The sequence below is a fragment of the Pseudomonas sp. MPC6 genome, assembly GCF_006094435.1.
GTDB lineage: Bacteria > Pseudomonadota > Gammaproteobacteria > Pseudomonadales > Pseudomonadaceae > Aquipseudomonas.
Genome location: NZ_CP034783.1, coordinates 5,448,915 through 5,473,358, shown reverse-complemented (window position 1 = coordinate 5,473,358; position 24,444 = coordinate 5,448,915). Strand labels below are relative to the sequence as shown.

General features: G+C 59.8%; 26 protein-coding genes. 14 read left to right on the top strand and 12 right to left on the bottom strand.

Going from position 1 to position 24,444, the window contains the following annotated elements; translation table 11 throughout:
• Nucleotides 1–51: 51 nt before the first annotated feature.
• Nucleotides 52–1,008 carry a YihY/virulence factor BrkB family protein gene (locus tag ELQ88_RS27425; RefSeq protein WP_128870222.1) on the top strand — a complete coding sequence of 319 codons (957 nt, stop codon included), beginning with the start codon at nt 52–54 and terminating at the stop codon, nt 1,006–1,008.
• Nucleotides 1,005–1,544 carry a peptide deformylase gene (def, locus tag ELQ88_RS27420; RefSeq protein ID WP_128870209.1) on the top strand — a complete coding sequence of 180 codons (540 nt, stop codon included), beginning with the start codon at nt 1,005–1,007 and terminating at the stop codon, nt 1,542–1,544. Before ELQ88_RS27425 ends, def begins: the two co-directional genes overlap by 4 nt.
• 44 nt (nt 1,545–1,588) lie before the next feature.
• Here def and ELQ88_RS27415 read toward each other — a convergent pair whose 3' ends face one another.
• Nucleotides 1,589–2,008 carry a GNAT family N-acetyltransferase gene (locus ELQ88_RS27415; protein ID WP_128870208.1) on the bottom strand — a complete coding sequence of 140 codons (420 nt, stop codon included), beginning with the start codon at nt 2,006–2,008 and terminating at the stop codon, nt 1,589–1,591.
• Nucleotides 2,009–2,505: 497 nt separating this feature from the next.
• On the opposite strand from ELQ88_RS27415, the gene ELQ88_RS27410 reads away from it, so the two are divergent.
• On the top strand, nt 2,506–3,216 hold the full coding sequence (locus ELQ88_RS27410; protein WP_178084713.1) for a peptidase inhibitor family I36 protein: 711 nt from the start codon (nt 2,506–2,508) through the stop codon (nt 3,214–3,216).
• 41 nt (nt 3,217–3,257) lie between these two features.
• Here the strand turns inward: ELQ88_RS27410 and ELQ88_RS27405 are convergent, their stop codons facing one another.
• The 3 genes from ELQ88_RS27405 to ELQ88_RS27395 form a co-directional block, all read right to left on the bottom strand.
• Nucleotides 3,258–3,908, bottom strand: a complete 651-nt coding sequence (locus ELQ88_RS27405; RefSeq protein ID WP_161599988.1) for a peptidase inhibitor family I36 protein — start codon at nt 3,906–3,908, stop codon at nt 3,258–3,260.
• A 404-nt stretch (nt 3,909–4,312) separates the two neighbouring features.
• Entirely contained in the window at nt 4,313–4,945 is a 633-nt protein-coding gene (locus ELQ88_RS27400; protein ID WP_128870206.1) for a glutathione S-transferase, read from the bottom strand.
• Nucleotides 4,946–5,024: 79 nt separating this feature from the next.
• Nucleotides 5,025–6,056, bottom strand: a complete 1,032-nt coding sequence (locus tag ELQ88_RS27395; protein ID WP_128870205.1) for a LacI family DNA-binding transcriptional regulator — start codon at nt 6,054–6,056, stop codon at nt 5,025–5,027.
• A 215-nt stretch (nt 6,057–6,271) separates the two neighbouring features.
• On the opposite strand from ELQ88_RS27395, the gene ELQ88_RS27390 reads away from it, so the two are divergent.
• Complete coding sequence (locus ELQ88_RS27390) at nt 6,272–6,805, top strand: gluconokinase (protein ID WP_138968899.1); 534 nt, start codon at nt 6,272–6,274, stop codon at nt 6,803–6,805.
• Between the two features lie 82 nt (nt 6,806–6,887).
• Nucleotides 6,888–8,240: a GntP family permease gene (locus ELQ88_RS27385; RefSeq protein ID WP_128870203.1), complete on the top strand. Its 1,353-nt coding sequence runs from the start codon at nt 6,888–6,890 to the stop codon at nt 8,238–8,240.
• Between the two features lie 119 nt (nt 8,241–8,359).
• Here ELQ88_RS27385 and alaC read toward each other — a convergent pair whose 3' ends face one another.
• Entirely contained in the window at nt 8,360–9,577 is a 1,218-nt protein-coding gene (gene alaC, locus ELQ88_RS27375) for an alanine transaminase (protein ID WP_128870202.1), read from the bottom strand.
• A 140-nt stretch (nt 9,578–9,717) separates the two neighbouring features.
• On the opposite strand from alaC, the gene ELQ88_RS27370 reads away from it, so the two are divergent.
• From ELQ88_RS27370 to ELQ88_RS27360, 3 genes are all read left to right on the top strand, one after another.
• Nucleotides 9,718–10,380 carry a LysE family transporter gene (locus tag ELQ88_RS27370; protein ID WP_138968898.1) on the top strand — a complete coding sequence of 221 codons (663 nt, stop codon included), beginning with the start codon at nt 9,718–9,720 and terminating at the stop codon, nt 10,378–10,380.
• A gap of 67 nt (nt 10,381–10,447) precedes the next feature.
• The gene (locus ELQ88_RS27365) at nt 10,448–10,933 is read left to right on the top strand and encodes a GyrI-like domain-containing protein (RefSeq protein WP_128870200.1); all 486 of its coding nucleotides are present in this window, start codon (nt 10,448–10,450) and stop codon (nt 10,931–10,933) included.
• A 96-nt stretch (nt 10,934–11,029) separates the two neighbouring features.
• Nucleotides 11,030–11,518, top strand: a complete 489-nt coding sequence (locus ELQ88_RS27360; RefSeq protein WP_138968897.1) for an N-acetyltransferase — start codon at nt 11,030–11,032, stop codon at nt 11,516–11,518.
• 87 nt (nt 11,519–11,605) lie between these two features.
• Here ELQ88_RS27360 and ELQ88_RS27355 read toward each other — a convergent pair whose 3' ends face one another.
• From ELQ88_RS27355 to ELQ88_RS27340, 4 genes are all read right to left on the bottom strand, one after another.
• Nucleotides 11,606–12,127, bottom strand: coding sequence for a hypothetical protein (locus ELQ88_RS27355; protein ID WP_138968896.1), 522 nt, complete (start codon nt 12,125–12,127; stop codon nt 11,606–11,608).
• Nucleotides 12,128–12,335: 208 nt separating this feature from the next.
• Nucleotides 12,336–13,385, bottom strand: coding sequence for an alkene reductase (locus tag ELQ88_RS27350; RefSeq protein ID WP_138968895.1), 1,050 nt, complete (start codon nt 13,383–13,385; stop codon nt 12,336–12,338).
• Nucleotides 13,386–13,407: 22 nt separating this feature from the next.
• Nucleotides 13,408–14,574, bottom strand: coding sequence for an MFS transporter (locus ELQ88_RS27345; protein ID WP_128870197.1), 1,167 nt, complete (start codon nt 14,572–14,574; stop codon nt 13,408–13,410).
• 2 nt (nt 14,575–14,576) lie between these two features.
• Nucleotides 14,577–14,897, bottom strand: coding sequence for a helix-turn-helix transcriptional regulator (locus ELQ88_RS27340; protein WP_128870196.1), 321 nt, complete (start codon nt 14,895–14,897; stop codon nt 14,577–14,579).
• 171 nt (nt 14,898–15,068) lie between these two features.
• On the opposite strand from ELQ88_RS27340, the gene ELQ88_RS27335 reads away from it, so the two are divergent.
• Nucleotides 15,069–15,647 (top strand): ACP phosphodiesterase, encoded by a 579-nt coding sequence (locus ELQ88_RS27335; protein WP_138968894.1) that lies wholly within the window; start codon nt 15,069–15,071, stop codon nt 15,645–15,647.
• A 106-nt stretch (nt 15,648–15,753) separates the two neighbouring features.
• Here the strand turns inward: ELQ88_RS27335 and ELQ88_RS27330 are convergent, their stop codons facing one another.
• A complete protein-coding gene (locus ELQ88_RS27330; protein WP_128870194.1) occupies nt 15,754–16,548 on the bottom strand; it encodes a lysophospholipid acyltransferase family protein in 795 nt (264 codons plus the stop codon).
• Nucleotides 16,548–17,303 (bottom strand): L-ornithine N(alpha)-acyltransferase, encoded by a 756-nt coding sequence (olsB, locus tag ELQ88_RS27325; protein WP_128870193.1) that lies wholly within the window; start codon nt 17,301–17,303, stop codon nt 16,548–16,550. Before olsB ends, ELQ88_RS27330 begins: the two co-directional genes overlap by 1 nt.
• A gap of 154 nt (nt 17,304–17,457) precedes the next feature.
• On the opposite strand from olsB, the gene ELQ88_RS27320 reads away from it, so the two are divergent.
• The 5 genes from ELQ88_RS27320 to ELQ88_RS27300 all read left to right on the top strand — a co-directional run bounded on the left by ELQ88_RS27320 (nt 17,458) and on the right by ELQ88_RS27300 (nt 21,837).
• Nucleotides 17,458–18,336, top strand: a complete 879-nt coding sequence (locus ELQ88_RS27320; RefSeq protein WP_138968893.1) for an acyl-CoA dehydrogenase family protein — start codon at nt 17,458–17,460, stop codon at nt 18,334–18,336.
• 165 nt (nt 18,337–18,501) lie between these two features.
• Nucleotides 18,502–19,596 (top strand): serine hydrolase, encoded by a 1,095-nt coding sequence (locus ELQ88_RS27315; protein ID WP_138968892.1) that lies wholly within the window; start codon nt 18,502–18,504, stop codon nt 19,594–19,596.
• On the top strand, nt 19,593–19,922 hold the full coding sequence (locus ELQ88_RS27310) for an amidase (RefSeq protein WP_138968891.1): 330 nt from the start codon (nt 19,593–19,595) through the stop codon (nt 19,920–19,922). Before ELQ88_RS27315 ends, ELQ88_RS27310 begins: the two co-directional genes overlap by 4 nt.
• A 165-nt stretch (nt 19,923–20,087) precedes the next feature.
• Nucleotides 20,088–20,678, top strand: coding sequence for a YceI family protein (locus tag ELQ88_RS27305; protein WP_138968890.1), 591 nt, complete (start codon nt 20,088–20,090; stop codon nt 20,676–20,678).
• Nucleotide 20,679: 1 nt separating this feature from the next.
• Nucleotides 20,680–21,837 carry a phosphatidylserine/phosphatidylglycerophosphate/cardiolipin synthase family protein gene (locus tag ELQ88_RS27300; RefSeq protein ID WP_138968889.1) on the top strand — a complete coding sequence of 386 codons (1,158 nt, stop codon included), beginning with the start codon at nt 20,680–20,682 and terminating at the stop codon, nt 21,835–21,837.
• Nucleotides 21,838–21,993: 156 nt separating this feature from the next.
• Here ELQ88_RS27300 and bglX read toward each other — a convergent pair whose 3' ends face one another.
• Nucleotides 21,994–24,285, bottom strand: coding sequence for a beta-glucosidase BglX (gene bglX, locus ELQ88_RS27295; RefSeq protein ID WP_138968888.1), 2,292 nt, complete (start codon nt 24,283–24,285; stop codon nt 21,994–21,996).
• Between the last annotated feature and the right edge of the window lie 159 nt (nt 24,286–24,444).

Below are 24,444 nucleotides of genomic sequence, written 5' to 3'. Positions count from 1 at the left end.
GGCCCCTGAGTCGCCACGACTTCACCCATTGAGCGGCGAATGGAGACGCTTATGATTTTCCCGGACATGAAAGGTCTGCCCATCCACCGCGTGATGGTGCGCACCGTCACCGAGTTCGTCGACGACGAGATGTCGACCTATGCCTCGGCGCTGGCCTATCAAATGCTGTTCTCGCTGTTCCCCTTCATCCTGTTCCTGATCGCCCTGATCGGTTTCCTGCACCTGCCGGACTTCTTCTCCTGGCTGCGCCTGCAATCGGAGCTGGTCCTGCCGCCCCAGGCATTGGAACAGGTGAATCCGGTGATCGACCAACTCCAGCAATCCAAGGGTGGTTTGCTGTCGGTGGGTATCGTGATTGCCCTGTGGACGGCGTCTGCCGGTGTACGGCTGATGATGAGCGCGATGAACGCCGCCTACGACGTGGTCGAAGGCCGTCCGGCGTGGAAACGTTTCCCGCTGTCGATCATCTACACCATCGGCATCGCCGGCATGCTGTTGATCGCCGCCGCGCTGATGGTGCTCGGGCCGCAGGTGATGGGCTGGATCGCGTCGCAAGTCGGCCTTGAAGACTTCATCGTCATCCTCTGGACCATCGCCCGCTGGCCGGTGGTAGTGGTCCTGCTGATGGTGGCGGTGGCGCTGATTTATTACGTCATGCCCGACGTCAAGCAGGAGTTTCGCTTTATCACGCCGGGATCGGTGCTGGCAGTGGTGGTGTGGATCCTCGCCTCCTTGGGCTTCGGGCTGTACGTCAAGGAGTTCGCCAACTACAACGCCATGTATGGCAGTATCGGTGCGATCATCGTGCTATTGCTGTACTTCTATATTTCCGCCGCGGTGCTGTTGCTGGGCGCCGAGATGAATGCAGTGATCGAGCACATGTCGACCGAGGGCAAGAATGATGGCGAAAAAGTCCCCGGCGAACTCGACCACGAACCCAAACACCACGTTTCGGGACTGGGTCGGGATCACTCGATCAAGCCCACCACTGACGAAGTCACCAAATGATCCGTGAAATCCTGAAAATGGGCGATGAACGCCTGCTGCGCATTGCCCCGCCGGTCCCGGCTGAAATGTTCGACAGCCCCGAGCTGTGGCAACTGATCGACGACATGTTCCAAACCATGGAAAGCGTCGGCGGTGTTGGCCTGGCCGCGCCGCAGATCGGCGTCGACCTGCAACTGGTGATCTTCGGTTTCGAGCACAGCGAGCGCTACCCGGACGCCGAAGCGGTACCGCAGACCATTCTGATCAATCCGCTGATCACGCCGTTGAGCCCATTCCTCGAAGAGGGATTCGAAGGCTGCCTGTCGGTACCCGGCATGCGCGGCGCGGTGGATCGTTACCGGCAGATTCGCTACGAAGGAGTCGATCCCAAGGGGCAGCCGATCTTGCGCATCGCCGAGGGCTTCCATGCGCGAGTGGTGCAGCATGAATGCGATCACCTGATCGGGCGGTTGTATCCATCGCGCATTACCGATTTCAGCAAGTTCGGGTTTACCGAAGTGATGTTTCCGGAGCTGGATCCGGCTGCGGACGATTAAACCGAGACCACCACAAAACCACACAGTGGGATCTTCATCAGCCATTAACTTTTATTCGCCTCCAGACCCATGGCAATCATCGGTTTGCTGCGCGCGTAACGGCTCAACCGTTCGACCAGGGCGTAAGGCATTGGCGGATCGAAGACAAAGCCACGCCGCTCGTAAAAGCCACGCAAGTCCGGATGGCAGAACAACCAGACCGGGCTGTCGAGTCCTTTGACCGCTTCGGCAATCAACGCAGCGGCAATACCCTGTTCCCGGCAGGCCGGATCAATGAACAACCCCGTCAACCAATGCCCGCCCGAGACCGGCCGCAAACACAGCGCACCCACGATATCGTCGCGCCTGGCGACCCACAGTCGAGCATCGCGGACCGCTTTCATCGACGATTGATGGGCGCGATAGAACTTGTTCATCAACGGCCATAATGGCTCGTCGAGCAAGGTGTACTGGATGCTAGGCATGATCTTCGACTGTCGGTGCGCAAAGCGGGCGATTATAAAAGAACGCGGGCGCGAGGATAGGTGTATACCTGATCTCACATCCCGTATGAGTGGAGTACGTATCATGGCCAAAGGCATGGATTCAAAAAAAGCGGCAAAGAAGAAACCGGCGAAAACCGCCGATGAAAAGCGCGCGGACAAGAAGGCCAAGAAGGTGGATGTGTTCGGGCACTGATATGCAGGCTACACAGCTAACGCGATAGTCCTGGCCCCCCCGTCGCCCCTGTAGGAGCCAGCTTGCTGGCGAAGGCGTATCCATGGGCGATGCAATGGTCGAGGTCGCCTTCGCTGGCAAGTCGGATTGCCGCACCGCAGCTCCAACAGGGCGATGATCTAACCGAAAATAAGCTGCAAGATTTTCCTGCGCCATTGCACCGAAGGGCAAGCCTGACTGCGCCGATGGTCGAACCTGTCATTTCTGTCAGTAGACAGACCATGGCAAAAACTGAACTCTGTTCGTGCTCGCGCTGGGTCTTCTCAGCGCTTTCAGGAACGGAGTTTTTTTCATGAAAGCCATAGGGTTCGTTGACTGCATTGCGTTATGCCTCGGCCTGGGTGCGCTGTTCTATTTTTATGCCAATCAGGCGTCGGGCAAGCAGAGCGGGTACGCATTGTTCATTCCCGCGATGACTGCCGAACAAACAGCGACTATTCAGCTGCAGATCGATCAACAACTCAGTCGAAAACCCGCCGGACGCCAGGTCAGTGCCACTCAAGTGGTTTATGACAACGGTGCCGTCGTGATGACATTCCCGGTGCCCGGTGACGCCAATCCGACTGACCCCATCTGTGACTATGGCTATTTTTGTGTCTGGGAGGGCTGGGATTACACAGGCAAGAAATTGTCGCTGGCCAGCACACCGATCAGCCGTCCCGTTAACCTGGCGGACTTCGACATGAGCCGCCAGGTGTCATCCTGGCAGCATAATAATAAAGCTCACTCCATGAAGGTGTTCGGGGTAGAAGGGCCTGGCGCGAAGGGCAACATGGTCATGAGCAATATCAAGGAAATCGTTCTCGGGAGGGGCTGCTGTCCGTTCAACATTCCCGAACAGGCCAGCACCAAAGGCACCTGGACCGAACTCTATGCCCAGAGCAGGCTGGTCGAGCACAACGACAGGATGGTCAGCGTCGCTTTTTCGCCCTTGTTTATTTTGGTTGCCCAGTAGCTGGCCTTTTGATGTCCGCACCGATCAATGAAACCGACTGACTACCATGGATAGGGTTTAAAGACGACGCTTACCATTGAATTGTCGTATTTCAAAGACGATTGAAAATTAAACTCCGGAGGTGGTGCATGCGGGGTTGAGTGCTCGATAGAAAATGGGCAGCACCCGCCTCCAATATGGTCATCCATGGTGTTGGCCATGACCATTTGACCTCCGCCATTTGCTTGCGATGCTCCACCGATGGCTACGTAGAAAAAATTGTTATTATGTTTCCAAGATGAAATTTTGTTGCTCATGTCGTATTGCGCGAGGTTCACGGTGAGTGCACTTTGAGGCGGCTGGCTTCTAAGTGACAATTTTTTTCCCACGTAATTATTATGCTCCCAGAAACACACATAACCAAAGTCGCAGGTCGTGTTTGGGGTGCTTGGTACAGAAAACGTGATCACGGCGTCGCCTTTGTCATAGGCAACCTGAGTTGGGCTGATTTGCTGGCCGCCAGTTTTGAGAAGTAACTGTTTGTCGATTTTCTTCCGAATGTCGATTTTCTGCTGCTTGTTCATCGATGGAGTAAATAAAGTGTACTTGCCTGATGCTTTGGACTCTTGCGCTAAACCGATCAGGGGCATGACCATGCTGGTGATGGCCATGACGCTCGATGCAATTTTACAAACCATTGATACTCTTTTCATATACTGCTCCGGCCTTTTTTGAATTGAAATGCGATAAATAAATGGCAAGCGATGCCTCTTCATCGTTCTGGAACGATTGTCTGAAATGACATGAAACACACACCACGCGCGTATTGAAAAACATGAAGCTAAGCAAAGAATCGCCCAAGGCTCGGAAGATATCTACTGGCAGAAGTAACAGTTGGCATTTGAGTCAGACGTTATTGACGCGCATGAGGCTTGAGTACTTATGAAAAGGGTCCCGGGCAATTAAGAAAGGATGTTGTAAAGCGCGTTTACGAAACGGGGCCAAGGGGGCATTGGCGAACTGGGAAATCAGTTATGTTTTAACTGGCAGGCGGTCGCTGCCGGTTTGCGGGAAACCTTTTGCCGCTGGGCGGGAGCGGTCGACCCCAGGCATGGCATCAAGGCAGGCCGTTGCAGCCATGCTTCAAGAATCCCGGGCGTTGGGCCAGGCGCTGAAAATACTCGTCGATGGCGGGGTAGTCAGGCCGATCCATGGGCGTCATCAGCCAGCGGTTGACCGACAGCCCGATGACAATATCGGCCAGGGTGAACCGTGGCCCGGCGACATACGCCTTGGTGGCCGCGAGCTGATGCTCGAGGATGCCCATCTTCTGATTCCAGCCGCGCACACCGGCGGCAATGTGATGCGGGTCCTGGAACTCCGGATCCTTGCGCACCAATGCCGTGAAGGCATAGCTCCAGGCCGCGTTGAGTTCGGTGGCTTGCCAATCCATCCACTGCTCCACCCGGGCACGTGCCGCCGGTTCGTGCGGCAGCAGATCGGTGTTCTGGTGTTTGCTGGCCAGATAACGGCAGATGGTGTTGGACTCCCACAGCACGCCGGCCTCATCGATGATCACGGGCACCAGTGCATTGGGATTGAGCCGGAGAAACTCCGGCGTGTGCGTCGAGGCATACCCGCCGCCCCAATCCTCGCGTTCGTAGGCAACGCCCAGTTCCTCACAGGTCCACAGGACTTTTCTGACGTTGATTGATGAAGCTTTACCCAGGATTTTCAGTGAATGTTCCATCGGGCTACTCCGTTAGCGGATCAAGGCTTCGGGGATTTAATAGTGTGCCTGCTGAAGGGAGACATCAAGTCAGAAACTGTCAGGTACTCTCGCGTACTTTCAACTCAAACCCCATGTCCTGCACCGGTTTGGCCACCGCGTTGCCAGCCAGCAAGGTCAACATCAATTCCGCCGAACGCCGACCAATGGCTTCGCGCGGCGTGCTGATGCTGCTCAGCCGCGGAACCATGTGGGCCGAGGCCGGCAGATCGTTGAAGCCGAGGATCGCGACCTGCTGGGGAATCTTGATCCCGCAGCGCATGGCTTCGAGCAGGGCGCCCTGGGCCAGGTCGTCGTTGCCGAAGAAGATCGCATCGACATCAGGATGGCTGGCCATCAGTTGCAGGAACAGTTCACCGCCCAAACCGACGGAGGAGGCGCGCGGGGTCAGGACTTCCAGGTCCGGGTCATACAAACCGGCCTTTTGCAGCGCTTTGCGAAAACCTTCGCCACGCAGCAACGTGCGTTGATCCAGCTGCGCGCCGATGTAGGCCAGGCGCTTGCGGCCGCGGGAGAGCAAATGTTCCGCCGCCGTTTCACCGGCGGCAAGTTGCGAAAAACCGACGCAGTTGAGCCCGGCCGCACTGTCCAGCTCCATCATGTAGACGCATGGAATGTTGCTCGCCTCGATCATCCGGCGCGAACTTTCGGTGCGGTCGAAACCGGTCAGCAGCAAGCCGCGAGGTTGATAGGCCATGTAGTTGCGCAGCAGGTTTTCTTCTTCATCGCGCGAGTAGTGGAAGTTGCCGATCAGCACTTCGAAGCCCTTGGGGCGCAAAACCTGATGAATGGCTTCCAATGTGTCGATGAACAGCAAATTGGACAGCGACGGCACCAAAACCACCACGGAATGGCTCTGGGCCGAGGCTAATGCGCGGGCAGCGGGGTTGACCACGTAGTTGAGTTCGAGGGCGGCTTTCTGGACTTTTTCCACCAGTTCGGTGGCGACCGTACTGACGCCGCGCAAGGCCCGGGACGCGGTGATCGGGCTGACACCGGCCAGGCGCGCCACTTCATTCAGGGTAGGGCGGCCAGTGGTGCGAGTATTCTTATCGTTTTTAGGAGAGGTCATCGGGCGGCTTGCCAAACAAAATTCAAGGCACTAAGGTAGCGCTGTCTCGATGCAGCTGCAAATGCTTGAGCGGGGTCTGCCTGATTCCCGCTTTTTGGTATTGGGAACGAACACGCTGCAACCCACAAAAATGACAAGAAGGCGTCGGCAACTTCTGCTTTTGCTCCAGTGTCATAACCAGCAAAGGTAGCGCTGTCTGCGCGCTGAGGTGTTACATGAATCATTCCATCACCGCCCTGGTCATCATGGGCGTTGCCGGTTGCGGCAAGACGTGCGTCAGCGAGGCCTTGTGCCAACTCAGCGGCGCGACCGCCATTGAAGGCGACTCCTTTCACCCTGCCGCCAATATCGAAAAGATGAGCGCAGGTATCCCCCTGAACGACGAAGACCGTGCCGGCTGGCTCGACAGCCTGTGCGATGAGCTGCGCCGCATCGACGCCACGGGTCAACGCCCGGTGCTGACCTGTTCGGCGCTCAAACACATTTACCGTGAACGTCTGCGCAGCGCCTTGCCGGGCCTGGGCTTCGTATTCCTGGAGCTGACGCCTGAAGTCGCCGCCGATCGTGTCTCCCATCGTCCGGGCCACTTCATGCCGTCAACGTTGATCGACAGCCAGTTCGCCACCCTTGAGTCACCCGTTGGTGAGCCCCTGACCCTGGCTCTGGACGCTTCGAACTACAGCGTCGACCAATTGGCGAAACAAGCACATGACTGGTGGCAGGCGCATGGCCTGAAACGCGCCGTATGAATTTGCCTCGAAAAGGTAGCGCTGTCCTGATGGCTCGCGAATTACCCGCTTTAATAACAACAACAACCAGGAGACACCCCTAATGTTTGGCATGTCCCACGAGACGTTCCTGCTGCTCGACGCAGTGGTTACGGTAATCGGGCTTATCGTCCTGATCACCAAGTTCAAGTTCCACCCCTTCATTGCCCTGATCATCGCCGCAGCTTTCCTCGGGCTGACCTCCGGCATGCCGATCGGCACCATCATCAAGGCGTTCCAGGACGGCTTCGGTGGGGTGCTCGGTTTCGTCGGTATCATCCTGGCGCTGGGGACCATGCTCGGCAAAATGATGGCCGAATCGGGCGGGGCGGATCAGATTGCCCAGACGCTGATCCGTGCGTTCGGCAAGGACAAGGTGCAGTGGGCGATGATGTTCGCCGCCTTCCTGGTCGGCATTCCGCTGTTCTTCGAAATCGGCTTCGTGCTGTTGATCCCGCTGGTGTTCATCGTTGCCCGGCGTACCGGCGTATCGATCATCAAGATCGGTATCCCGTTGCTGGCCGGTCTGTCTGCGGTACACGGTCTGGTTCCGCCACACCCGGGGCCGTTGCTGGCGATCGGCGTATTTGGCGCCGACATCGGTAAAACCATTTTGTACGGCCTGATCGTTGCGCTGCCGACGGCCATCATCGCCGGCCCGATCTACGGTACCTTCATTGCCAAGTACATCCCCGGCCACCCTAACCAGGAGCTGGTGGATCAACTGGCGCGCGAACCGGACTCGGCCGAACTGCCGAGCTTCAGCATCACCCTGATCACCGTGCTGCTGCCGGTGTTCCTGATGTTGCTCAAGACCTTTGCCGACGTGGTCCTGCCGGAAGGCAATTTCGCGCGCTCCTTCATGGACCTGGTCGGCCACCCGATCTCGGCGCTGTTGCTGGCGTTGCTGCTGTCGCTGTACACCTTCGGCCACAAGCAAGGCATGGGTTCGAACAAGATCCTGAAGTTGCTCGACGCCAGCCTCGCGCCGACCGCCGCGATCATTCTGATCATCGGTGCCGGTGGTGGTTTCAAGCAGATGCTGGTGACCAGCGGCGTGGGTGACGTGATCGGCCATATGGCAGTGAACGCACAGATCTCGCCGATCCTGCTGGCCTGGCTCGTGGCGGCGGTGATTCGTATCGCGACCGGTTCGGCGACCGTGGCGACCATCACCGGCGCGGGCATCGTGGTGCCGGTGGTCGGGATGATTCCGGGTGTGAACCGTGAGTTGCTGGTACTGGCGACCGGTGCGGGTTCGTTGATCCTGTCCCACGTCAACGACGCCGGCTTCTGGCTGGTGAAGCAGTACTTCAACATGACCGTGGCGGAAACCTTCAAGACCTGGACGGCGATGGAAACCATCCTGTCTATCGTCGCGCTGGGCTTCATCCTGCTGTTGTCGATGTTCGTCTAAGCAACACCGTAAACCAAATGTAGGAGCTGGCTTGCCAGCGAAGAGGGCCTGACATTCAACATTGATGTTGACTGTCCGTCCGCTTTCGCTGGCAAGCCAGCTCCTGCAGGGGCTCTACGTCAGGCGTTGGATTTGGTGGCTAACCCATCCGCCCGGAACATCCCGCGAATCCCGCGCACGGCCTGGCGAATCCGGTCCTGGTTTTCGATCAGCGCAAAGCGCACATGATCATCCCCGTATTCACCAAACCCCACACCCGGCGAGACGCAGACTTTGGCCTCGGCGAGCATTTTCTTGGCGAATTCCAGCGAGCCCAGGTGTGCATAAGCCTCGGGGATCTTGGCCCAGACATACATCGAAGCTTTCGGGTTTTCCACCATCCAGCCCAATTCATGCAGGCCTTTGACCAGCACATTGCGCCGCTGGCGGTATTGCTCGGCAATGTCTTTGACACACTGCTGATCGCCTTCCAGTGCAGCAATGGCGGCGACTTGCAGCGGAGTGAAAGTGCCGTAGTCGTGGTAGCTCTTGATCCGCGCCAGGGCGTTGACCAGTTCGGCGTTACCGACCATGAAGCCGATGCGCCAGCCGGCCATGTTGTAGCTCTTGGACAGGGTGAAAAACTCCACCGCGATGTCCTTGGCGCCAGGCACTTGCATGATCGACGGCGCTTTCCAGCCGTCGTAGACGATGTCGGCGTAGGCCAGGTCGTGCACCACCAGCACATCGTACTGCTTGGCGAGGGCGATCACCCGCTCGAAGAAATCCAGCTCCACGCACTGGGCGGTGGGGTTGGACGGAAAGCCGAGGATCATCATTTTCGGTTTCGGGATCGAACCGCGAATCGCGCTTTCCAGCTCGGCGAAAAAGTCCACGCCCGGTATCAGTGGCACCGACCGCACCTGGGCGCCGGCAATCACGGCACCGTAGATATGGATCGGGTAGCTCGGGTTCGGCACCAGCACGGTATCGCCCTGGTCGAGGGTCGCCAGCATCAAGTGCGCCAGGCCTTCCTTGGAGCCGATGGTGACAATGGCTTCGCTTTCCGGGTCGATGTCGACCGCGTAGCGATCCTTGTACCAGTTGGAAATCGCCCGGCGCAGGCGCGGAATGCCCTTGGACGTGGAGTAGCCGTGGGTATCTTCGCGCTGGGCGACGGTGACGAGTTTGTCGACGATGTGCGGCGGAGTAGGGCCGTCAGGGTTGCCCATGCTGAAGTCGATGATGTCTTCGCCACGACGACGGGCAGCCATCTTCAGCTCGGCCGTGATGTTGAATACGTAAGGGGGGAGTCGATCTATGCGCGCAAAGCGGCGCGGCGAACCTGGGTTAGCCATTGTTGCCTCGGATAACGTGAGCGCCCGGAACCGTCCGAGCGACGCTGGCCACTGCGGTGGCCTGTGGCGGAATGTACGGGCTGTTGTGGCAAACTGTCCAGCCACTTTAGTAAACAAAATTTTGTGAAGGAAGCGGGTCGATGGAATTTAGCAGTGGCTTCTTGCTGAGCCTTTCGCTGTGCCTGGACATAGGCGTGGCCAATATCGCGATGATCACCCTGGCGATGCAACGCGGCTATTTTCAAGGCTTCGCGCTGGGGTTGGGGACCTGCGTCGGGGACCTGATCTATGCGGTGCTGGCACTGGCGGGCATGACTGTTTTGCTGCAGTTCGAAACCGTGCGCTGGGTGTTGTGGATCGGTGGTTCGGCGTTGCTCGTGTATTTCGCGGCGAAGATGATCCATTCGGCGATTCACCATGAGGCGGTGCTGGCCCAGGCAGGGGAGGCGGGGCAGAACTCATACCGCAGGAAGTTTTTCCGCGGCATCTTCCTCGCCATGTCATCACCCAGCGCCATTCTCTGGTTCGCGGCGGTGGGCGGCACGCTGATCGCGCGTTCCGGCGGCAGTGGCGCGCTCGGTTCTGCGCTGTTTCTGGGCGGCTTTCTATGTGCCGGGGTGCTCTGGTGTGTTGGCCTGTGTTTCGCGGCGAGCCATGGCGGCAAGCTGCTGGGCGACAAACTGCTGCGTTATTCATACCTGGCATCGGCGGCGATCTTCTGCTATTTCGCAGTCTACGTGATCCTATCGGGGTATAACGAGTTCATCGGTCCTGGCGCCGTCGAGCAGCTTCACGCACTGTAATTGGGCGAATCGGGATTGGCTTCTATACTCCCAGCCGAACCCACTTTTTCGTACCAGGAGTCGAGTCATGGATGAGCAAACAGGCGTCAAACCGGCCGGGCCACGCTTTGAAAACGGCCACTTCCTGCTCATTGCAGGGCTGGGCGGACGATTTACTGCGCAAACCACTAAAGCGATCCCCGACCTCTGGGAGAAATTCATTCCCGAGATTGGCAACATTCCCGGTCAAAAAAGCGAAGTGACCTACGGCATTTGTTGCAACCCGGATGGCAAGGGCGGTTTTGAATATATCGCCGGCGTTGAAATCAGCAAACTCGACGACCTGCCTGACAAATATCGTTGGGTGGAGGTCCAGCCTCAGCACTACGCCGTGTTCGAACACAAGGGCGCTCTGGATGCCTTGCCCCAGACCTTTCAGTACATCTGGAAAACCTGGCTGCCGCAGTCCGGTTATCACGCGGCGGATGCCCCGGAGTTCGAACGCTACAGCGAAGACTTCAACCCGAAGCTCAACACCGGCGTGCTGGAAATCTGGTTGCCGCTCAAGGCGTAATGGCTGGATCGAGAGGCGGATCAGGGATTCGCCTCTCGATGTCGAGCAGACGCTGCTTTATGATCCCCTGTCTTTCCCCCGCTGATTCGAGCCGACATGAACTCCGTCATTCGCCACGTCACCCCCGCTGACCTGGACCGCTGCTACGCCATCGAAACCCTTGCCTACGAAGGTGACGAAGCCGCGACCCGGGAAAAAATAGCGACCCGCATCGCCACCTGGCCCGAGGGCTTTATCGTGGCCGAAGTGGACGGCGTCGTCGCCGGTTTCATCAACTCCGGCGCGGCGTTTGAAGTGGAAATGTCGGACGAGGCGTTCAAGGAACTGATCGGCCACGACCCGGCCGGCCCGCATGTGGTCATCATGTCGGTGGTGGTGCATCCGGATTTTCAGGGACAAGGCCTGGCAAAACGTTTGATGGCTGAGTTCATCGAGCGGATGCGCGCGGTGAACAAGGCCAGCATCCACCTGATGTGCAAGGAGCGGCATATTGCGCTCTACGCGGGTTTTGGCTTCGCCTACATCAAGCCTTCCGCCTCCGATCATGGCGGGATGGCGTGGCATGAGATGGTGTTGGAGCTCTGATTGAAGCGGCGAGCGCCCACATGAAAAGCCCGCTCTTTCGAGTCGGGCTTTGTGTTTCAGGCAGGCAAGCTCTTTGTGGAAGAAAGCTCAGTAATCGCCTCCCAAACTTATCACAACACCGTAGTGATAAGGTTTATTGGCCATGGTTCGGGTGATCCGGGAGGAGCACCGTAGCGGGGCGTTGCCGACGGATTTGATAGTATGTTCTCTTTGCGCGACGGTGTTCGGCGAAAAGGATAAAGCCTCATAATCTTTCCTTACCTTCAGTCCCGTTGAAAATTCAAATGCCTGGTTGTCGCTTTTATAAGTAAAGCTGTGTCTTGCTTGTGTCGAAGTTCGCCCTCTGGCAAAGAAAGGGATTTCTTCGCGCAGGACGAACGAGAGATAGTCCCAAGGGGCGATGACATATTTTTCCAGCTCTGCGCCTGCGTTCCAGCTGGCAGCAGTCAGTTTGAAAGTTTCAGCCGTACCATTGTAAAAGTACAACATGACGTGGCTATGCGAGGTGACACGTCTAACGTTATTCCAGACGCCTGGTTCTTCTTCCTTGGCTTCTTTGATGATTTCCTTGAACTCGATTTCGAGATTGGAGATATCGGTATCGTCCATGATGTTTTGCTCTTGTTAGTTAGGTGTGTGATTATAAAGATAGTGAGGTTTTAGTGATCTCGCTTATCAGATGTGTAATGATTTATTGCATGTGGCCAGCTGTTGTTGGTGGATGCGGAACTTGTTATGCCGTTAGTATTGAGTTGTCGCATGCAATAAAAAACCCCGGCTCTTTCAAGTCGGGGCTTTTGCGTTTCAGGGGTGAAACTTACAACGTAGGATAGTCGATGTAGCCAACCGGCCCCTTGGCGTAGAACAGTTCAGGACGGGCCTCGTTCAACGGCGCATCCGCTTTCAAGCGTGCTGGCAAGTCAGGGTTGGCAATGAACGGCACTCCGAAGGCGACCGCATCCGCCTTGCCGCTGGCCAGCCAGGCGTTGGCGCTGTCCTTGGTAAAGCGTTCGTTGGCGATGTACGGGCCGCCGAAGGCTTCTTTCAGTTGCGGGCCAAGGCTGTCGCCGGCTTCTTTTTCGCGGGAACAGATGAAGGCGATGCCGCGTTTGCCCAGTTCGCGAGCGACGTAGGTGAAGGTTTCGGCGAGGTTATCGTCGCCCATGTCATGGGAGTCGGCGCGCGGGGCCAGGTGCACTCCGACGCGGCCGGCGCCCCAGACTTCGATCGCGGCATCGGTCACTTCCAGCAACAGGCGCGCCCGGTTTTCCAGGGAGCCACCGTAGTGGTCGGTGCGCTGGTTGGTGCTGCTTTGCAGGAACTGGTCGAGCAGGTAACCGTTGGCGCCGTGGATTTCCACGCCGTCGAAACCGGCGGCCTTGGCATTTTCGGCACCCACACGGTAGGCGTCGACGATGTCGGCGATTTCAGCGGTTTCCAGGGCGCGCGGGGTCGGGTAGTCGGCCAGTGGACGAACCAGGCTGACGTGACCCTTGGGCTGGATGGCACTCGGTGCGACCGGCGCTTCGCCGTTCAGGTACGAGGTGTGGGACACCCGGCCGACGTGCCACAGTTGCAGGAAGATCTTGCCGCCCGCGCCGTGGATCGCTTTGGTGACGTTGGTCCAGCCACGCACCTGGTCGTTGGACCAGATGCCCGGGGTGTCCGGATAGCCGACGCCCATCGGCGTGACGGAAGTGGCCTCGCTGAGGATCAGGCCGGCCGAGGCGCGTTGCACGTAGTACTCGGCCATCAGCGCGTTCGGCACCCGGCCTTCGTCGGCACGGCAGCGGGTCAGCGGCGCCATGATGATGCGGTTGGCCAACTCGAGGTCGCCCAGTTTGATCGGATCGAAAATAGTCGTCATGAAATTAGTTCTCTTGTAGAGATCAGTTGGTAGCAGGGGCCAGTTCGGGATTGCCGCGCTGACGGAACGTAATCAGGGTCACCAGCAGGGCGAGTACCGCCAGTGCGGCTGCCGCGAGCGGCACGCTGGTCAGGCCGAAGCCGTGGGCGATGACGCTGCCGCCGACCCAGGCGCCGAGGGCGTTGCCGATGTTGAAGGCGCCGATGTTCAGGGTTGACACCAGGTTGGGTGCGGCCTTGCCGTAGGTCACGACGTTCACTTGCAGGGCGGGTACGGCGGCAAAGCACGCGGTGGCCCAGAGGAACAGGGTGATTTCGGTCGGGATCAGCGCGACGCTGGTCCAGGTCAGCACGGTAGAGATCACGGCCATCGAGATGAAGACGCCAATCAGCGTTGCAGCCATGCTTTTGTCCGCCAGCTTGCCGCCGATGATGTTGCCGACGGTCAGGCCAAGGCCGATGAGCATCAGGGTCCAGGTCACGCCATTGGGCGAGATGCCGGTGACATCGCCGAGCAGCGGGGCGACGTAGGTGAACAGGGTGAATACGGACGCCGCGAACAATGCGGTCATGCTCAGGGACAGCCAGATCCCGGCACCCTTGAGGGCGCGCAGTTCGGCGCGCATGTCGAGTTTCTCTTCATCGCGCTTGGCCGGCAGGAAGCGGATCAAGCCGATCAGCGCAATCACACCGATCACGGTCACGGCCCAGAACGTCGAGCGCCAGCCGGCTTCCTGACCGAGCGCCGTGCCCAGTGGCACGCCCAGCACGTTGGCCAGGGTCAGGCCGGTAAACATCAAGGCCACGGCCGACGCACGCTTGTTCGCCGGCACCAGGCCTGCTGCCACCACCGAACCGATGCCGAAGAACGCACCGTGACACAGGGCAGTCACCACCCTGGCGAACATCAGCACGTTGTAGTCACTGGCCACGGCACACAGCAGGTTGCCAACGATGAAGATGCCCATCAACGCTACCAGGGCCGCCTTGCGTGGCAGCCGGGAGGTGGCCAGTGCCATGAACGGCGCACCGATGGCCACGCCCAGGGCGTAACCAGTCACCAGCCAGCCGGCGCCGGGGATCGACACACCGAGGTCGGCCGCCACATCGGGCAGCAGACCCATGATGACGAACTCGGTGGTGCCGATGGCGAAGGCGCTCAAGGCCAGGATGAGGAGCGAGAGGGGCATTGTTAATTCCTTGTCGGAGCACTGAGCTCTTTGACGATGGCGTCGAGGAACGCCTGAATCACGTCCTCGTTGCGTTTGAAGAAGTGCCATTGACCGGCTTTCTGGCTGCTGATCAGCCCCGCACGCTGCAAGTTCGCCAAATGAGCGGACACGGTCGACTGCGACAGGCCGCAGCGTTGGTCGATCTGTCCGGCGCAAATGCCGTACTCGTGGTTGTGCAGCTGTTCCGGAAACTGCGTCTTGGGGTCTTTCAGCCAGGTAAGGATGTCTCGGCGTACTGGGTGTGCCAGCGCTTTTATTATTTCGTCGAGGTCGATAGTCATGGGTAGGGGCTCGTGATGAGTAAAACGCTATATCGCGATGAGGCGAACTTTAAATCGGTATTTCGCGATATACAAATATGATTTTGCTCTGATGAGCGCGAAAATCGGTATATCGGGTTATAACGATATGTGGGTTGTCCAGATGTAAAGCCGCAGTGCTAAGCTGCGTCCATGAATTATCTCGCACATCTGCACCTCGGTGGCCAGCGCCCCGGTCAATTGCTCGGCAGCCTGTATGGCGATTTCGTCAAAGGACGGCTGCTAGGGCAGTTCGATCCGGAGATCGAGGCCGCCATCCAGTTGCATCGGCGTATCGACGTATTTACCGACCGCCATCCGTTGGTGGATATCTCGCTGTCGCGGTTTTCCATCACCCGCCGGCGTTATGCCGGGATCGTGCTCGACGTGTTCTTCGACCATTGCCTGGCCCGGGACTGGACGCTGTATGCCGACCAGCCGCTGGAGCAATTCACGTCGGACGTGTACCGAGTGTTGTCCACCGAGCCGCAATTGCCGGAGCGCCTGGCAATGATCGCGCCGCACATGGTGGCCCATGACTGGTTGGGGTCTTACCGGGAGTTCGCGGTGTTGGAGCAGGTGTTGCGGGGGATCTCGCGGCGCTTGAGCCGGCCGGAAGAGCTGGCCGGGGCGATGCAGGAGTTGCGGCTGTTGTATGAGCCGTTGAGTGAGGATTTCCGGTTGTTCTATCCGCAGTTGCAGGATTTCGCTCAGAACCATCCAGCGACATAAACCCCTGTAGGAGCTGGCTTGCCAGCGAAAGCGGTCTGTCAGTCAACACATGTATTGGCTGACAGACCGTTTTCGCTGGCAAGCCAGCTCCTACAGGAGGGCGGTGTCACGCCGCGATCAGTTCGCCGGTACGCCGCGGCTCTGCTGGTTTCGCCACTTCACCAAACAACGCCTTCTGCACCGCCTGCTGCGCTTCAAACGCCAGCGCGGCACGCTCGCGACCTTCACAAGCGATCGGCTTGAGCAGATGAATCTCCACCTCACCCCGATCATTGGCAAACAAGCGCATCAAGTGCGAGAGCAAATCATCATCGCCAATGAACGGTGCCAGTGAATCGAGCTCTCCATCGCGCAGATAACGAATCGCCACCGGTTGCAGTTTCACTTCGGAATCGATCGCCGCCGACAGCAATCGACCGTGAAAGGTGCGCAACGAACGGCCATCGGTGGTGGTGCCTTCCGGGAACATCAGCAGCGGATGTTCCTGCTCCAGATGGCGGGTCATCTGTTTACGAATCAACTGGCTGTCGCCCGACCCGCGACGGATGAACAGGCTGCCGGCCTTGGCCGCCAACCAGCCCGCCACGGGCCAGGTACGCACTTCGGCCTTGGACAGGAATGACAGCGGCGTGAGCATGCCCAGCAGCGGGATGTCGGTCCAGGACACATGGTTGCTGATCCAGAGCATCGGCGCTTTTGGCAATGCCCCGTGCACGGTGACGCGAAAGGGCAGGGCATTGGCCAGGCGCGCCATGAAGAACCGCGACCATCGCTGGCGGCGGACCATCGAATGGGCGATCCCCAGGCGCTCGAGCAAGCCGAACAGGCCGGCCATGGTCAACCCCAGCGCCACCACCACCAACACTCGCGCAATCCGCGCGTACACCCGCAACCGGCTCATCACACGGCCGCCTTGAAGTGCTTGGCGTAACGCGGGCAGAGTTCGTCGCGCTTGAGCAGGATGAACACGTCGGCGACCTGGAAGTCTTCGTCCCAGCACGGCTCACCGCAGATTTTCGCGCCCAGGCGCATGTAGGCCTTGAGCAATGGTGGCATTTCGGCGATGACGTTGGACGGGATGTCCAGGGCCGGCAGCGGTTTTTTCGGTTCGGCCCGCAGGTGTTCGGTGCACAGGTAGCGTTCGCGCAGGCGCTGCATGATTGCGTGAGCCTGGATGCCACCGTCCTGCATCGGGATGCTCGCGCAACCCATCAGATAGCTGTAGCCGCCCTGGTTCAGCACTTCGGCCAGTTCGCCCCAGAGCACGGCGATGGTGCCGCCGTTGCGATAAGCCGGGTCGACGCAGGTACGGCCGATTTCCAGGATCGGGCCTTTCAAGTGAACCAGGCCATGCAGGCTGAATTCTTCTTCGCTGTAGAACTTGCCGAGGCTGCTGGCGGCCGTATGGTCGAGCAAGCGGGTGGTCGCCACCAGACGCCCGCTGTTCAGGTCACGCACGCCGATGTGGGCGCAGTGAACATCATAGTCATCCATGTCCAGGCCCAGCTCCGCGCCTTTGAGTTTGGCGTTGAATTCGCCGCTGAACACGTTGAAGCGCAAGGCCTGGGCTTCCTGCATGGCCTCGACGCCCACCAGGCGTTCGGCTTGCAGGCGGCGTTCATTGCCGGTGTCGCTGATGCGGGCGATCTGAGTCATTGCGAGTCTCCGTACGGGCTGTTCACCCGTCGTGGGTTGCAGCCGATCGACTTTCTTTATGCAGCCGTGTTGTGCAAAGTCAGGCTATGTAGCCCCGGTGTCATCGCCATTAAGCTTTGGTGATGCTTATATGACAGCCCACAAGGAGCCCCTTATGCCCTGGCAAACCCTGTTGCACCGCCGCGATCGCTTGCTCGCCAATCCGGACTTGGGCGAAGGATTCGCGCACTTGCAGCACTGCCTTGGAACGGTGACGCCGTTTGAGTTGGCAGTGCTTGGCGGGCGCCTGATGGCTACGCCGGGGCTGGCCTTTCTGGTGGGGTATCAGGCCGCGTTGCGCATGCTCTGGCCCAGCGCGCCGCCGAGCCTCGGCGCGTTATGCGCGACGGAACAGCGCAGCCTGCGGGTGGCGGACATGCAGACCCGCCTGGGTGGATTGCGCGTGAGCGGGCGCAAGGATTTCGTCACCGCCGGCGACGCGGCCGACTGGTTGCTGGTCGCCGCCCGCAGTGAAGACCTCGGCCAAGCCCCGCGCCTGAGCCTGGCGGTGGTCTATCCCGATGAACCGGGCGTGCGCCTGGAAAAACTGCCGGCGATTGCGCTGATGCCCGACATCAGCCACAGCCGGTTGATGCTCGATGGCGCGTCCTGCGAATTGCTGGCGGGGGATGGCTGGGAGGCTTACGTCAAACCGTTCCGCACCCTCGAAGACATCTACGTATTGAGCGCGATGACGGCCTGGCTGTATGGCGTCGGCCACGACAGCGACTGGCCGCAATCGCTGCAATTGCGCTTGCTGGCGCTGTTGGCCGGGTGCGCGGAAGCCAGCCGCCAGGCACCGAACAACCTGGCCGGGCATGTGTTGCTCGGGGGGTTGTTTGCGCAGTTCGATGGGCTCAAGACGGAGATGGATCAGGCACTGACCGATGGCCCGCCTCATTGGGCGGCGATGTGGCAGCGGGATCGGGCGGTGATGGATTTGGCGGCGGTTGCGCGAGGGAAGCGACTGGCCAAGGCGTTGGCGGTGTTCTGACGGGCCTCTTCGCTGGCAAGCCAGCTCCTACACTGGTTTTGTATTGTTCACAGACCCCTGTAGGAGCTGGCTTGCCAGCGAAGGCGGCCTTAGGCCCCACACAAACTCCAGAACTGTCATCAACCTCGACTAGGCTCAGCAGGCCAATCCCCCCGAGCCCCCACCATGTTCAAAGGCTTGCCCCTGCTGTTCCTGCTGCTGCTCAGCCTCCCGGCCCGCGCCGAAAACTGGCCTGGCGCTCAATGGTCAACCGCCCCGGCAGTCACCGGCCCGGCACTGCAGGCCCTGGAGGCTTACGCCTTCCCACCCCGCGACGACACCACCCGCCAAGGCATCCGCACCGATGCCTTGCTGGTGATCCGCGACGGTCAACTGATCTATGAGCGCTACGCCGGCCCGACCACTGCCGACACCCCGCACCTGACCTGGTCCATCAGCAAAAGCCTGATGGCCACGGTCCTCGGCGTGGCCTATGGCGAGGGTCTGTTCAAGCTCGATGACCCGGTGCTGAAGTTCTATCCAGCGATGCAAAAGCACCCGACCATGACCATGGCCGATCTGCTGCACTGGGCGTCGGGGCTGGACTGGCAGGAAGACTATGAATACGCACCGTTGAAGTCGTCGGTGGTGGCCATGCTCTATACCCGTGGTCGCCAGGATATTGCCGCGTTCACCGCTGGCCACGACGGCTACGCCCAGCCCGGCCAGGCCTTCCGTTATTCCAGTGGTGACACCAATCTGCTGTCGGCGGCGTTGAAAACCATTGTCGGTCCGACGCGGTACACGGACTACCCGTGGACCGCGCTGTTCGAACCTTTGGGGATTGACCATGCGGTCTGGGAAACCGATGCCAGCGGCACCTTCGTCGCCTCGTCCTATGCCTACCTCACCGCCCGGGACCTGGCACGGGTCGGCCTGCTGATGGCCCGCGACGGACGCTGGGGCGATCGACAACGGGTGCCCAAAGACTGGGTCGCCTTCAGCCGCACACCATTCGCCCGCTACCAGGCCAATCAGGACGAAGCAGTGCCCGGCGGCCATTGGTGGCTCAATCGCCCGATAGAGAGGGGGGCAACCCCCTGGCCCGATGCTCCCGCCGACACGTTCGCCGCACTGGGTCATTGGGGGCAGGCGATGTACGTGATGCCCGGCGAACACTTGGTGATCGTGCGCTACGGCGATGATCGCGACGGCAGCTACCGACACAACGAACTGCTCAAGCTCGCGCTCAAGGCCTTTGTCGCGAAGGAGCAACCATGAACCGCCGCGGTTTTGTTCGTCGCCATCCGTTCAACACGTTGTGGTTGATCCTGTCGATCGTCTTGCTCGGCTGGATCTGGCAGGAGCGGGTGGCGCTGTGGGCATTCCCGGACATCATCAGCGCCTACACCGCCAAGGAATATTGCTCATGCCGGTACGTGATGGCTAACGACGCCGGGTATTGCCGTGGCTATGTAAAGCAGTGGTTGCCCATCAGCGGGTTTACCGATGACGCGGCGAGCAAGCGTGTGACGGTCAGCGGCCTGGGGCGCAGCAACAGCGCGGTGTGGGTTGGTGAGCGGCAGGGATGTCGGTTGCTGCCCTGAACAGATTGGTTTTTGTAGGAGCATGGATTACCGGCGATGGCGATCTCAATGGTGCCTTCGCTGGCAAGCCAGCTCCTACAGGGGCGATCTTTGGATCTTCGCGGTTTGCAACCCGCCTCAGGGCGGTTAAGGTTCGCTCAGGTTTATTTGCCCCCACGAGTCTCTATGTTCAACCGCTCCCTGTTCAAAACCCTCGCTTTCCTGCTCCTGGCCGGCGCCTCGTTATCGGCCCGGGCCAATTGGTACCTGGACGGCGAGTCCTCGCGGCTATCGTTCATCAGCACCAAAAACGCCAACATTTCCGAAGTGCAACGCTTTCTGGTACTGCACGGCAAGGTCAGCCCCACGGGCCTGGCCGAGGTGGAAGTCGAGCTGGAGTCGGTGAACAGCGGCATCCCCTTGCGCGATGAGCGCATGCGCAAGGAGCTGTTCCAGATCCAGACATTCCCCGCAGCGTTGATCACCACGCAAATCGATCTGCGCCCGATCAATGACCTCGCGCCGGGTGCACAATTGGAATTGCGGTTGCCGTTGACGGTCGACCTGCATGGCAAGCAACACCAATACAACGCCGAACTGCTGGCGACGCGCCTCGATGATCGACGTTTTCAGGTGGTGACCCTCGAACCGCTGGTGATCAATGCCGAAGATTTCGACCTGGCACCAGGCCTGGAAAGCTTGCGCAAGGTCGCCGGCTTGTCGGCCATCAGTCTGTCGGTGCCGGTGGGTGCGGTACTGATTTTCACGGCGCGCTGACATGGCCGGCGCAATTTTCCCCTGGCGTGAAGGCAATGCGTTTGAGCTGCTGATCGACGGCCCGCAGTTTTTTCCGCGGATGCTGGTCGCGATTGCCCGCGCCGAAGAACAGGTGGAGCTGGAGCTGTACCTGGTGGAGGCGGGCGCCTGTGCCGAAGCCATGGTCCAGGCGCTGGTCCAGGCCGCCGAGCGCGGTGTGCGGGTGCGGTGCCTGTTTGACGATTACGGCAGTCTGGCGTTCACGCTGACCCTGCGACAGCGGCTGATAACCGCGGGTGTCGAGCTGCGATTCTACAATCGCCTGAGCTGGCGGCGCTGGGTGGGCAATTTCTACCGCGATCACCGCAAGCTGTTGCTGGTCGACCAGTGTCTGGCTGTGGTCGGCGGCACGGGCGTGACCGATGAATTCTGGACGCCGGGCGAAGACATCAGCGAATGGCACGAAGTGATGGTGGAAATCAGCGGTCCGCTGGTCATCGACTGGCAGTTGCTGTTCGATCGCCAATGGATCGCCAACCGCCATCGCCGTGCCTGGAAACCGGCGTCGAACTTCGGTTTGCCGCGTCTGCCGCGCGTGCCGTCCATGGGCGAGGGCATGGGCCGGGTCGCGTATGCCGACGCCCGTCAGCACCGGGACATCCTGCAATCGCTGGTTCGCGCGCTGAACAGTGGCCAGCGGCGGATCTGGCTGGCCACCCCGTATTTCTTGCCGACCTGGAAAGTCCGGCGCTCACTGCGCCGGGCGGCCGCCCGCGGCATCGATGTGCGCCTGCTGCTGACCGGGCCCCGCACCGACCACCCATCGGTGCGCTACGCCGGGCATCGCTACTACCCGCGACTGCTCAAGTCCGGGGTGAAAATCTTCGAATACCAGCCGTGTTTCCTGCACCTGAAAATGGTGCTGATCGACGACTGGGTGAGTATCGGCTCGTGCAACTTCGATCACTGGAACCTGCGGTTCAACCTGGAAGCCAACCTTGAAGCGCTGGATGCGGGGCTGACACGTGCGGTGGCGGCGAGTTTCGAGAAGGACTTTGCCCTGAGCCAGGAGGTCAGCCTCGAGGCGTGGCAACGCCGGCCGCTGTGGCGACGGGTGAATCAACGGGTGTGGGGATGGGTGGACCGGCTGGTGGTGAATCTGCTGGATCGGCGGGGCTGACATCGGCCCTGAATCTGTTGGGTCGGCAGGGTTGACATCGCCCCTCTGTAGGAGCTGGCTTGCCAGCGAAGGGGCCATAACATTCAACATCTTCGTTGGAAGTTAAGCCGCCTTCGCTGGCAAGCCAGCTCCTACAGGGGTGCGGTGTGTCAGGGATTACAGCAATTCAAAACTCTGCTGCGTCACGTCCTGTGAATCCAGGCCGATCTGCACATTGAACTTGCCCGGTTCCGCCACGTACTTGAGCTGGCCGTTGAAGAACTTCAGATCGTCCTCGGTGATGGTGAAGTGCACGACTTTTTGTTCGCCGGCCTTGAGCATGATTTTCTGGAAGTTCTTCAGTTCCTTGACCGGTCGGATCATCGAGCCGGTCACGTCCTGGATGTACAACTGGACCACGGTTTCGCCGTCGCGCTTGCCGGTGTTTTTCAGCATGACGCTGGCGTCGAGCTTGCCGGTCTTGTTCAGCGTGGTCGAGGACAAGGCCATGTCGGTCAGGCTGAAATCGGTGTAGCTCAAGCCAAAACCGAACGGGAACAGGGGACCTGTGGTGTCATCGAAATACTGCGAGGTGTAGTTGCCCGGTTTGCCCGGCGTGAACGGCCGGCCGATGCTCAGGTGGTTGTAGTAGGTCGGAATCTGCCCCACCGAGCGCGGGAAGGTGATTGGCAGTTTGCCCGACGGGTTGTAGTCGCCGAACAGTACGTCGGCGATGGCGTTGCCGCCTTCGGTGCCGCTGAACCAGGTTTCCAGGATCGCGTCAGCCTGTTCCTTCTCTTCGAGAATCGATAGCGGGCGGCCGTTCATCAACACCAGCACCAGCGGTTTGCCGGTGGCTTTCAGTGCCTTGATCAGCTCGCGCTGGTTGACCGGAATATTCAGGTCGGTACGGCTCGACGACTCATGGGACATGCCACGGGACTCGCCCACGGCTGCGACGACGACATCGGCATCCTTGGCGGCCTTCACAGCCTCGTCGATCAGCACTTGGGCCGAGCGCGGGTCGTCCACCACTTCCGGGGCATCGAAGTTGAGGAAGTTCAGGTAATCGAGGACTTTCTTGTCGCCGGTGATGTTGGCGCCACGGGCGTAGATCAGCGTCGACTGTGCGCCCAACGCATGGGTCATACCATCGAACAGGGTCACCGATTGAGCCGGCCGGCCCGCCGCGGCCCAGCTGCCCATCATGTCGATCGGCGCCTTGGCCAGCGGGCCGACCAGGGCGATTTTCGCAGTTTTCTTCAGCGGCAGGGTGTCGCCCTGGTTTTTCAGCAACACCAGGCTGCGGCGCGCGACATCGCGGGCCTCGCTGCGGTGCAGGCGGCTGTCGGCGTAGGTGTCGACCGGGTCATCCTCAGCCTTGCCGATGCGCAGGTACGGGTCCTTGAACAGGCCCATGTCGTATTTGGCGCCCAGCACGGCACGCACGGCATTGTCGATGTCGCTCTGCTGGATCTCGCCGGCCTTGAGCAGTCCTGGCAGTTCCTTGCCATAGAGCGTGTCGTTCATGCTCATGTGGATGCCGGCCTTGATGGCGAGCTTCGCGGCTTCGCGACCGTCACGGGCGACGCCGTGCTTGATCAGTTCGAAAATCGCCCCGTGGTCGCTGACGGCCAGGCCCTTGAAGCCCCATTGCTGGCGCAACAGGTCATTCATCAGCCAGGTGTCGGCGGTGGCCGGCACGCCGTTGATCGAGTTCAGCGCAACCATCACCCCACCGGCACCGGCGTCGATCGCGGCGCGGTACGGCGGCAGGTAGTCCTGGTACATCTTGACCGGGCTCATGTCGACGATGTTGTAGTCGCGACCGCCCTCGACCGCGCCGTACAAGGCAAAGTGCTTGACGCTGGCCATGATGCTGTCGGCCGCGTTTGCGCCCGCGCCCTGGAAGGCTTTGACCATGACACCGGCGATGCGCGACACCAGGTAAGTGTCTTCGCCGAAGCCTTCGGAGGTGCGGCCCCAGCGTGGGTCGCGGGAGATATCGACCATCGGCGCGAAAGTGATGTCGAGGCTGTCCGCCGCGGCTTCCTTGGCGGCGATGCGCCCGGACAGGCCGATGGCGTCCATGTCCCAGCTCGAAGCCAAGGCTATCGGAATCGGGAAAATCGTGCGGTGGCCGTGGATCACGTCATAGGCGAAGAACATCGGGATCTTCAGCCGGCTGCGCATGGCCGCGTCCTGCATCGGACGGTTTTCCGGGCGGGTGATCGAGTTGAACGTGCCGCCGATGTTGCCGGCGGCGATTTCCTTGCGGATCAGCTCCCGAGGCATTTCCGGGCCGATGCTGATCAGGCGCAGCTGGCCGATTTTTTCATCGAGGGTCATTTGCTTCATCAGGTTGCTGACGAAGGCGTCCTTGTTCTCCAGAGGTGCGGGCGTCGTGGCGGCCAATACGGTATGACTGGCCAGGCTGACGAACAGGCCCAGCAAACACAGCTTCTTCATGAATGGTTTTCTCTAAAGCCTAAACGGCAGTGAATACGCGCCGGTCAGCCAAAATTTAGGGAGCGACTATTGTTGTTCAGGTAAATGCAGCACACTTCTATCGTGTTTTAGCGCTGGGGCATCTTTTAGCCCATTGGCTCGATGCATGCCAGTGGCGGC

What these genes read in the sequence shown, in the direction of transcription:
- ELQ88_RS27405 (WP_161599988.1), bottom strand. Translation starts at nt 3,908, where the DNA reads ATGAAAAGAGTATCAATGGTTTGTAAAATTGCATCGAGCGTCATGGCC.
- ELQ88_RS27310 (WP_138968891.1), top strand. Translation starts at nt 19,593, where the DNA reads ATGAACCGCCGCGGTTTTGTTCGTCGCCATCCGTTCAACACGTTGTGG.
- ELQ88_RS27365 (WP_128870200.1), top strand. Translation starts at nt 10,448, where the DNA reads ATGGATGAGCAAACAGGCGTCAAACCGGCCGGGCCACGCTTTGAAAAC.
- olsB (WP_128870193.1), bottom strand. Translation starts at nt 17,303, where the DNA reads ATGACTCAGATCGCCCGCATCAGCGACACCGGCAATGAACGCCGCCTG.
- ELQ88_RS27360 (WP_138968897.1), top strand. Translation starts at nt 11,030, where the DNA reads ATGAACTCCGTCATTCGCCACGTCACCCCCGCTGACCTGGACCGCTGC.
- ELQ88_RS27335 (WP_138968894.1), top strand. Translation starts at nt 15,069, where the DNA reads ATGAATTATCTCGCACATCTGCACCTCGGTGGCCAGCGCCCCGGTCAA.
- alaC (WP_128870202.1), bottom strand. Translation starts at nt 9,577, where the DNA reads ATGGCTAACCCAGGTTCGCCGCGCCGCTTTGCGCGCATAGATCGACTC.
- ELQ88_RS27395 (WP_128870205.1), bottom strand. Translation starts at nt 6,056, where the DNA reads ATGACCTCTCCTAAAAACGATAAGAATACTCGCACCACTGGCCGCCCT.
- ELQ88_RS27390 (WP_138968899.1), top strand. Translation starts at nt 6,272, where the DNA reads ATGAATCATTCCATCACCGCCCTGGTCATCATGGGCGTTGCCGGTTGC.
- ELQ88_RS27415 (WP_128870208.1), bottom strand. Translation starts at nt 2,008, where the DNA reads ATGCCTAGCATCCAGTACACCTTGCTCGACGAGCCATTATGGCCGTTG.
- ELQ88_RS27385 (WP_128870203.1), top strand. Translation starts at nt 6,888, where the DNA reads ATGTTTGGCATGTCCCACGAGACGTTCCTGCTGCTCGACGCAGTGGTT.
- ELQ88_RS27350 (WP_138968895.1), bottom strand. Translation starts at nt 13,385, where the DNA reads ATGACGACTATTTTCGATCCGATCAAACTGGGCGACCTCGAGTTGGCC.
- ELQ88_RS27370 (WP_138968898.1), top strand. Translation starts at nt 9,718, where the DNA reads ATGGAATTTAGCAGTGGCTTCTTGCTGAGCCTTTCGCTGTGCCTGGAC.
- ELQ88_RS27305 (WP_138968890.1), top strand. Translation starts at nt 20,088, where the DNA reads ATGTTCAACCGCTCCCTGTTCAAAACCCTCGCTTTCCTGCTCCTGGCC.
- ELQ88_RS27315 (WP_138968892.1), top strand. Translation starts at nt 18,502, where the DNA reads ATGTTCAAAGGCTTGCCCCTGCTGTTCCTGCTGCTGCTCAGCCTCCCG.
- ELQ88_RS27425 (WP_128870222.1), top strand. Translation starts at nt 52, where the DNA reads ATGATTTTCCCGGACATGAAAGGTCTGCCCATCCACCGCGTGATGGTG.
- ELQ88_RS27300 (WP_138968889.1), top strand. Translation starts at nt 20,680, where the DNA reads ATGGCCGGCGCAATTTTCCCCTGGCGTGAAGGCAATGCGTTTGAGCTG.
- ELQ88_RS27355 (WP_138968896.1), bottom strand. Translation starts at nt 12,127, where the DNA reads ATGGACGATACCGATATCTCCAATCTCGAAATCGAGTTCAAGGAAATC.
- ELQ88_RS27340 (WP_128870196.1), bottom strand. Translation starts at nt 14,897, where the DNA reads ATGACTATCGACCTCGACGAAATAATAAAAGCGCTGGCACACCCAGTA.
- ELQ88_RS27345 (WP_128870197.1), bottom strand. Translation starts at nt 14,574, where the DNA reads ATGCCCCTCTCGCTCCTCATCCTGGCCTTGAGCGCCTTCGCCATCGGC.
- def (WP_128870209.1), top strand. Translation starts at nt 1,005, where the DNA reads ATGATCCGTGAAATCCTGAAAATGGGCGATGAACGCCTGCTGCGCATT.
- ELQ88_RS27320 (WP_138968893.1), top strand. Translation starts at nt 17,458, where the DNA reads ATGCCCTGGCAAACCCTGTTGCACCGCCGCGATCGCTTGCTCGCCAAT.
- ELQ88_RS27400 (WP_128870206.1), bottom strand. Translation starts at nt 4,945, where the DNA reads ATGGAACATTCACTGAAAATCCTGGGTAAAGCTTCATCAATCAACGTC.
- ELQ88_RS27330 (WP_128870194.1), bottom strand. Translation starts at nt 16,548, where the DNA reads ATGAGCCGGTTGCGGGTGTACGCGCGGATTGCGCGAGTGTTGGTGGTG.
- bglX (WP_138968888.1), bottom strand. Translation starts at nt 24,285, where the DNA reads ATGAAGAAGCTGTGTTTGCTGGGCCTGTTCGTCAGCCTGGCCAGTCAT.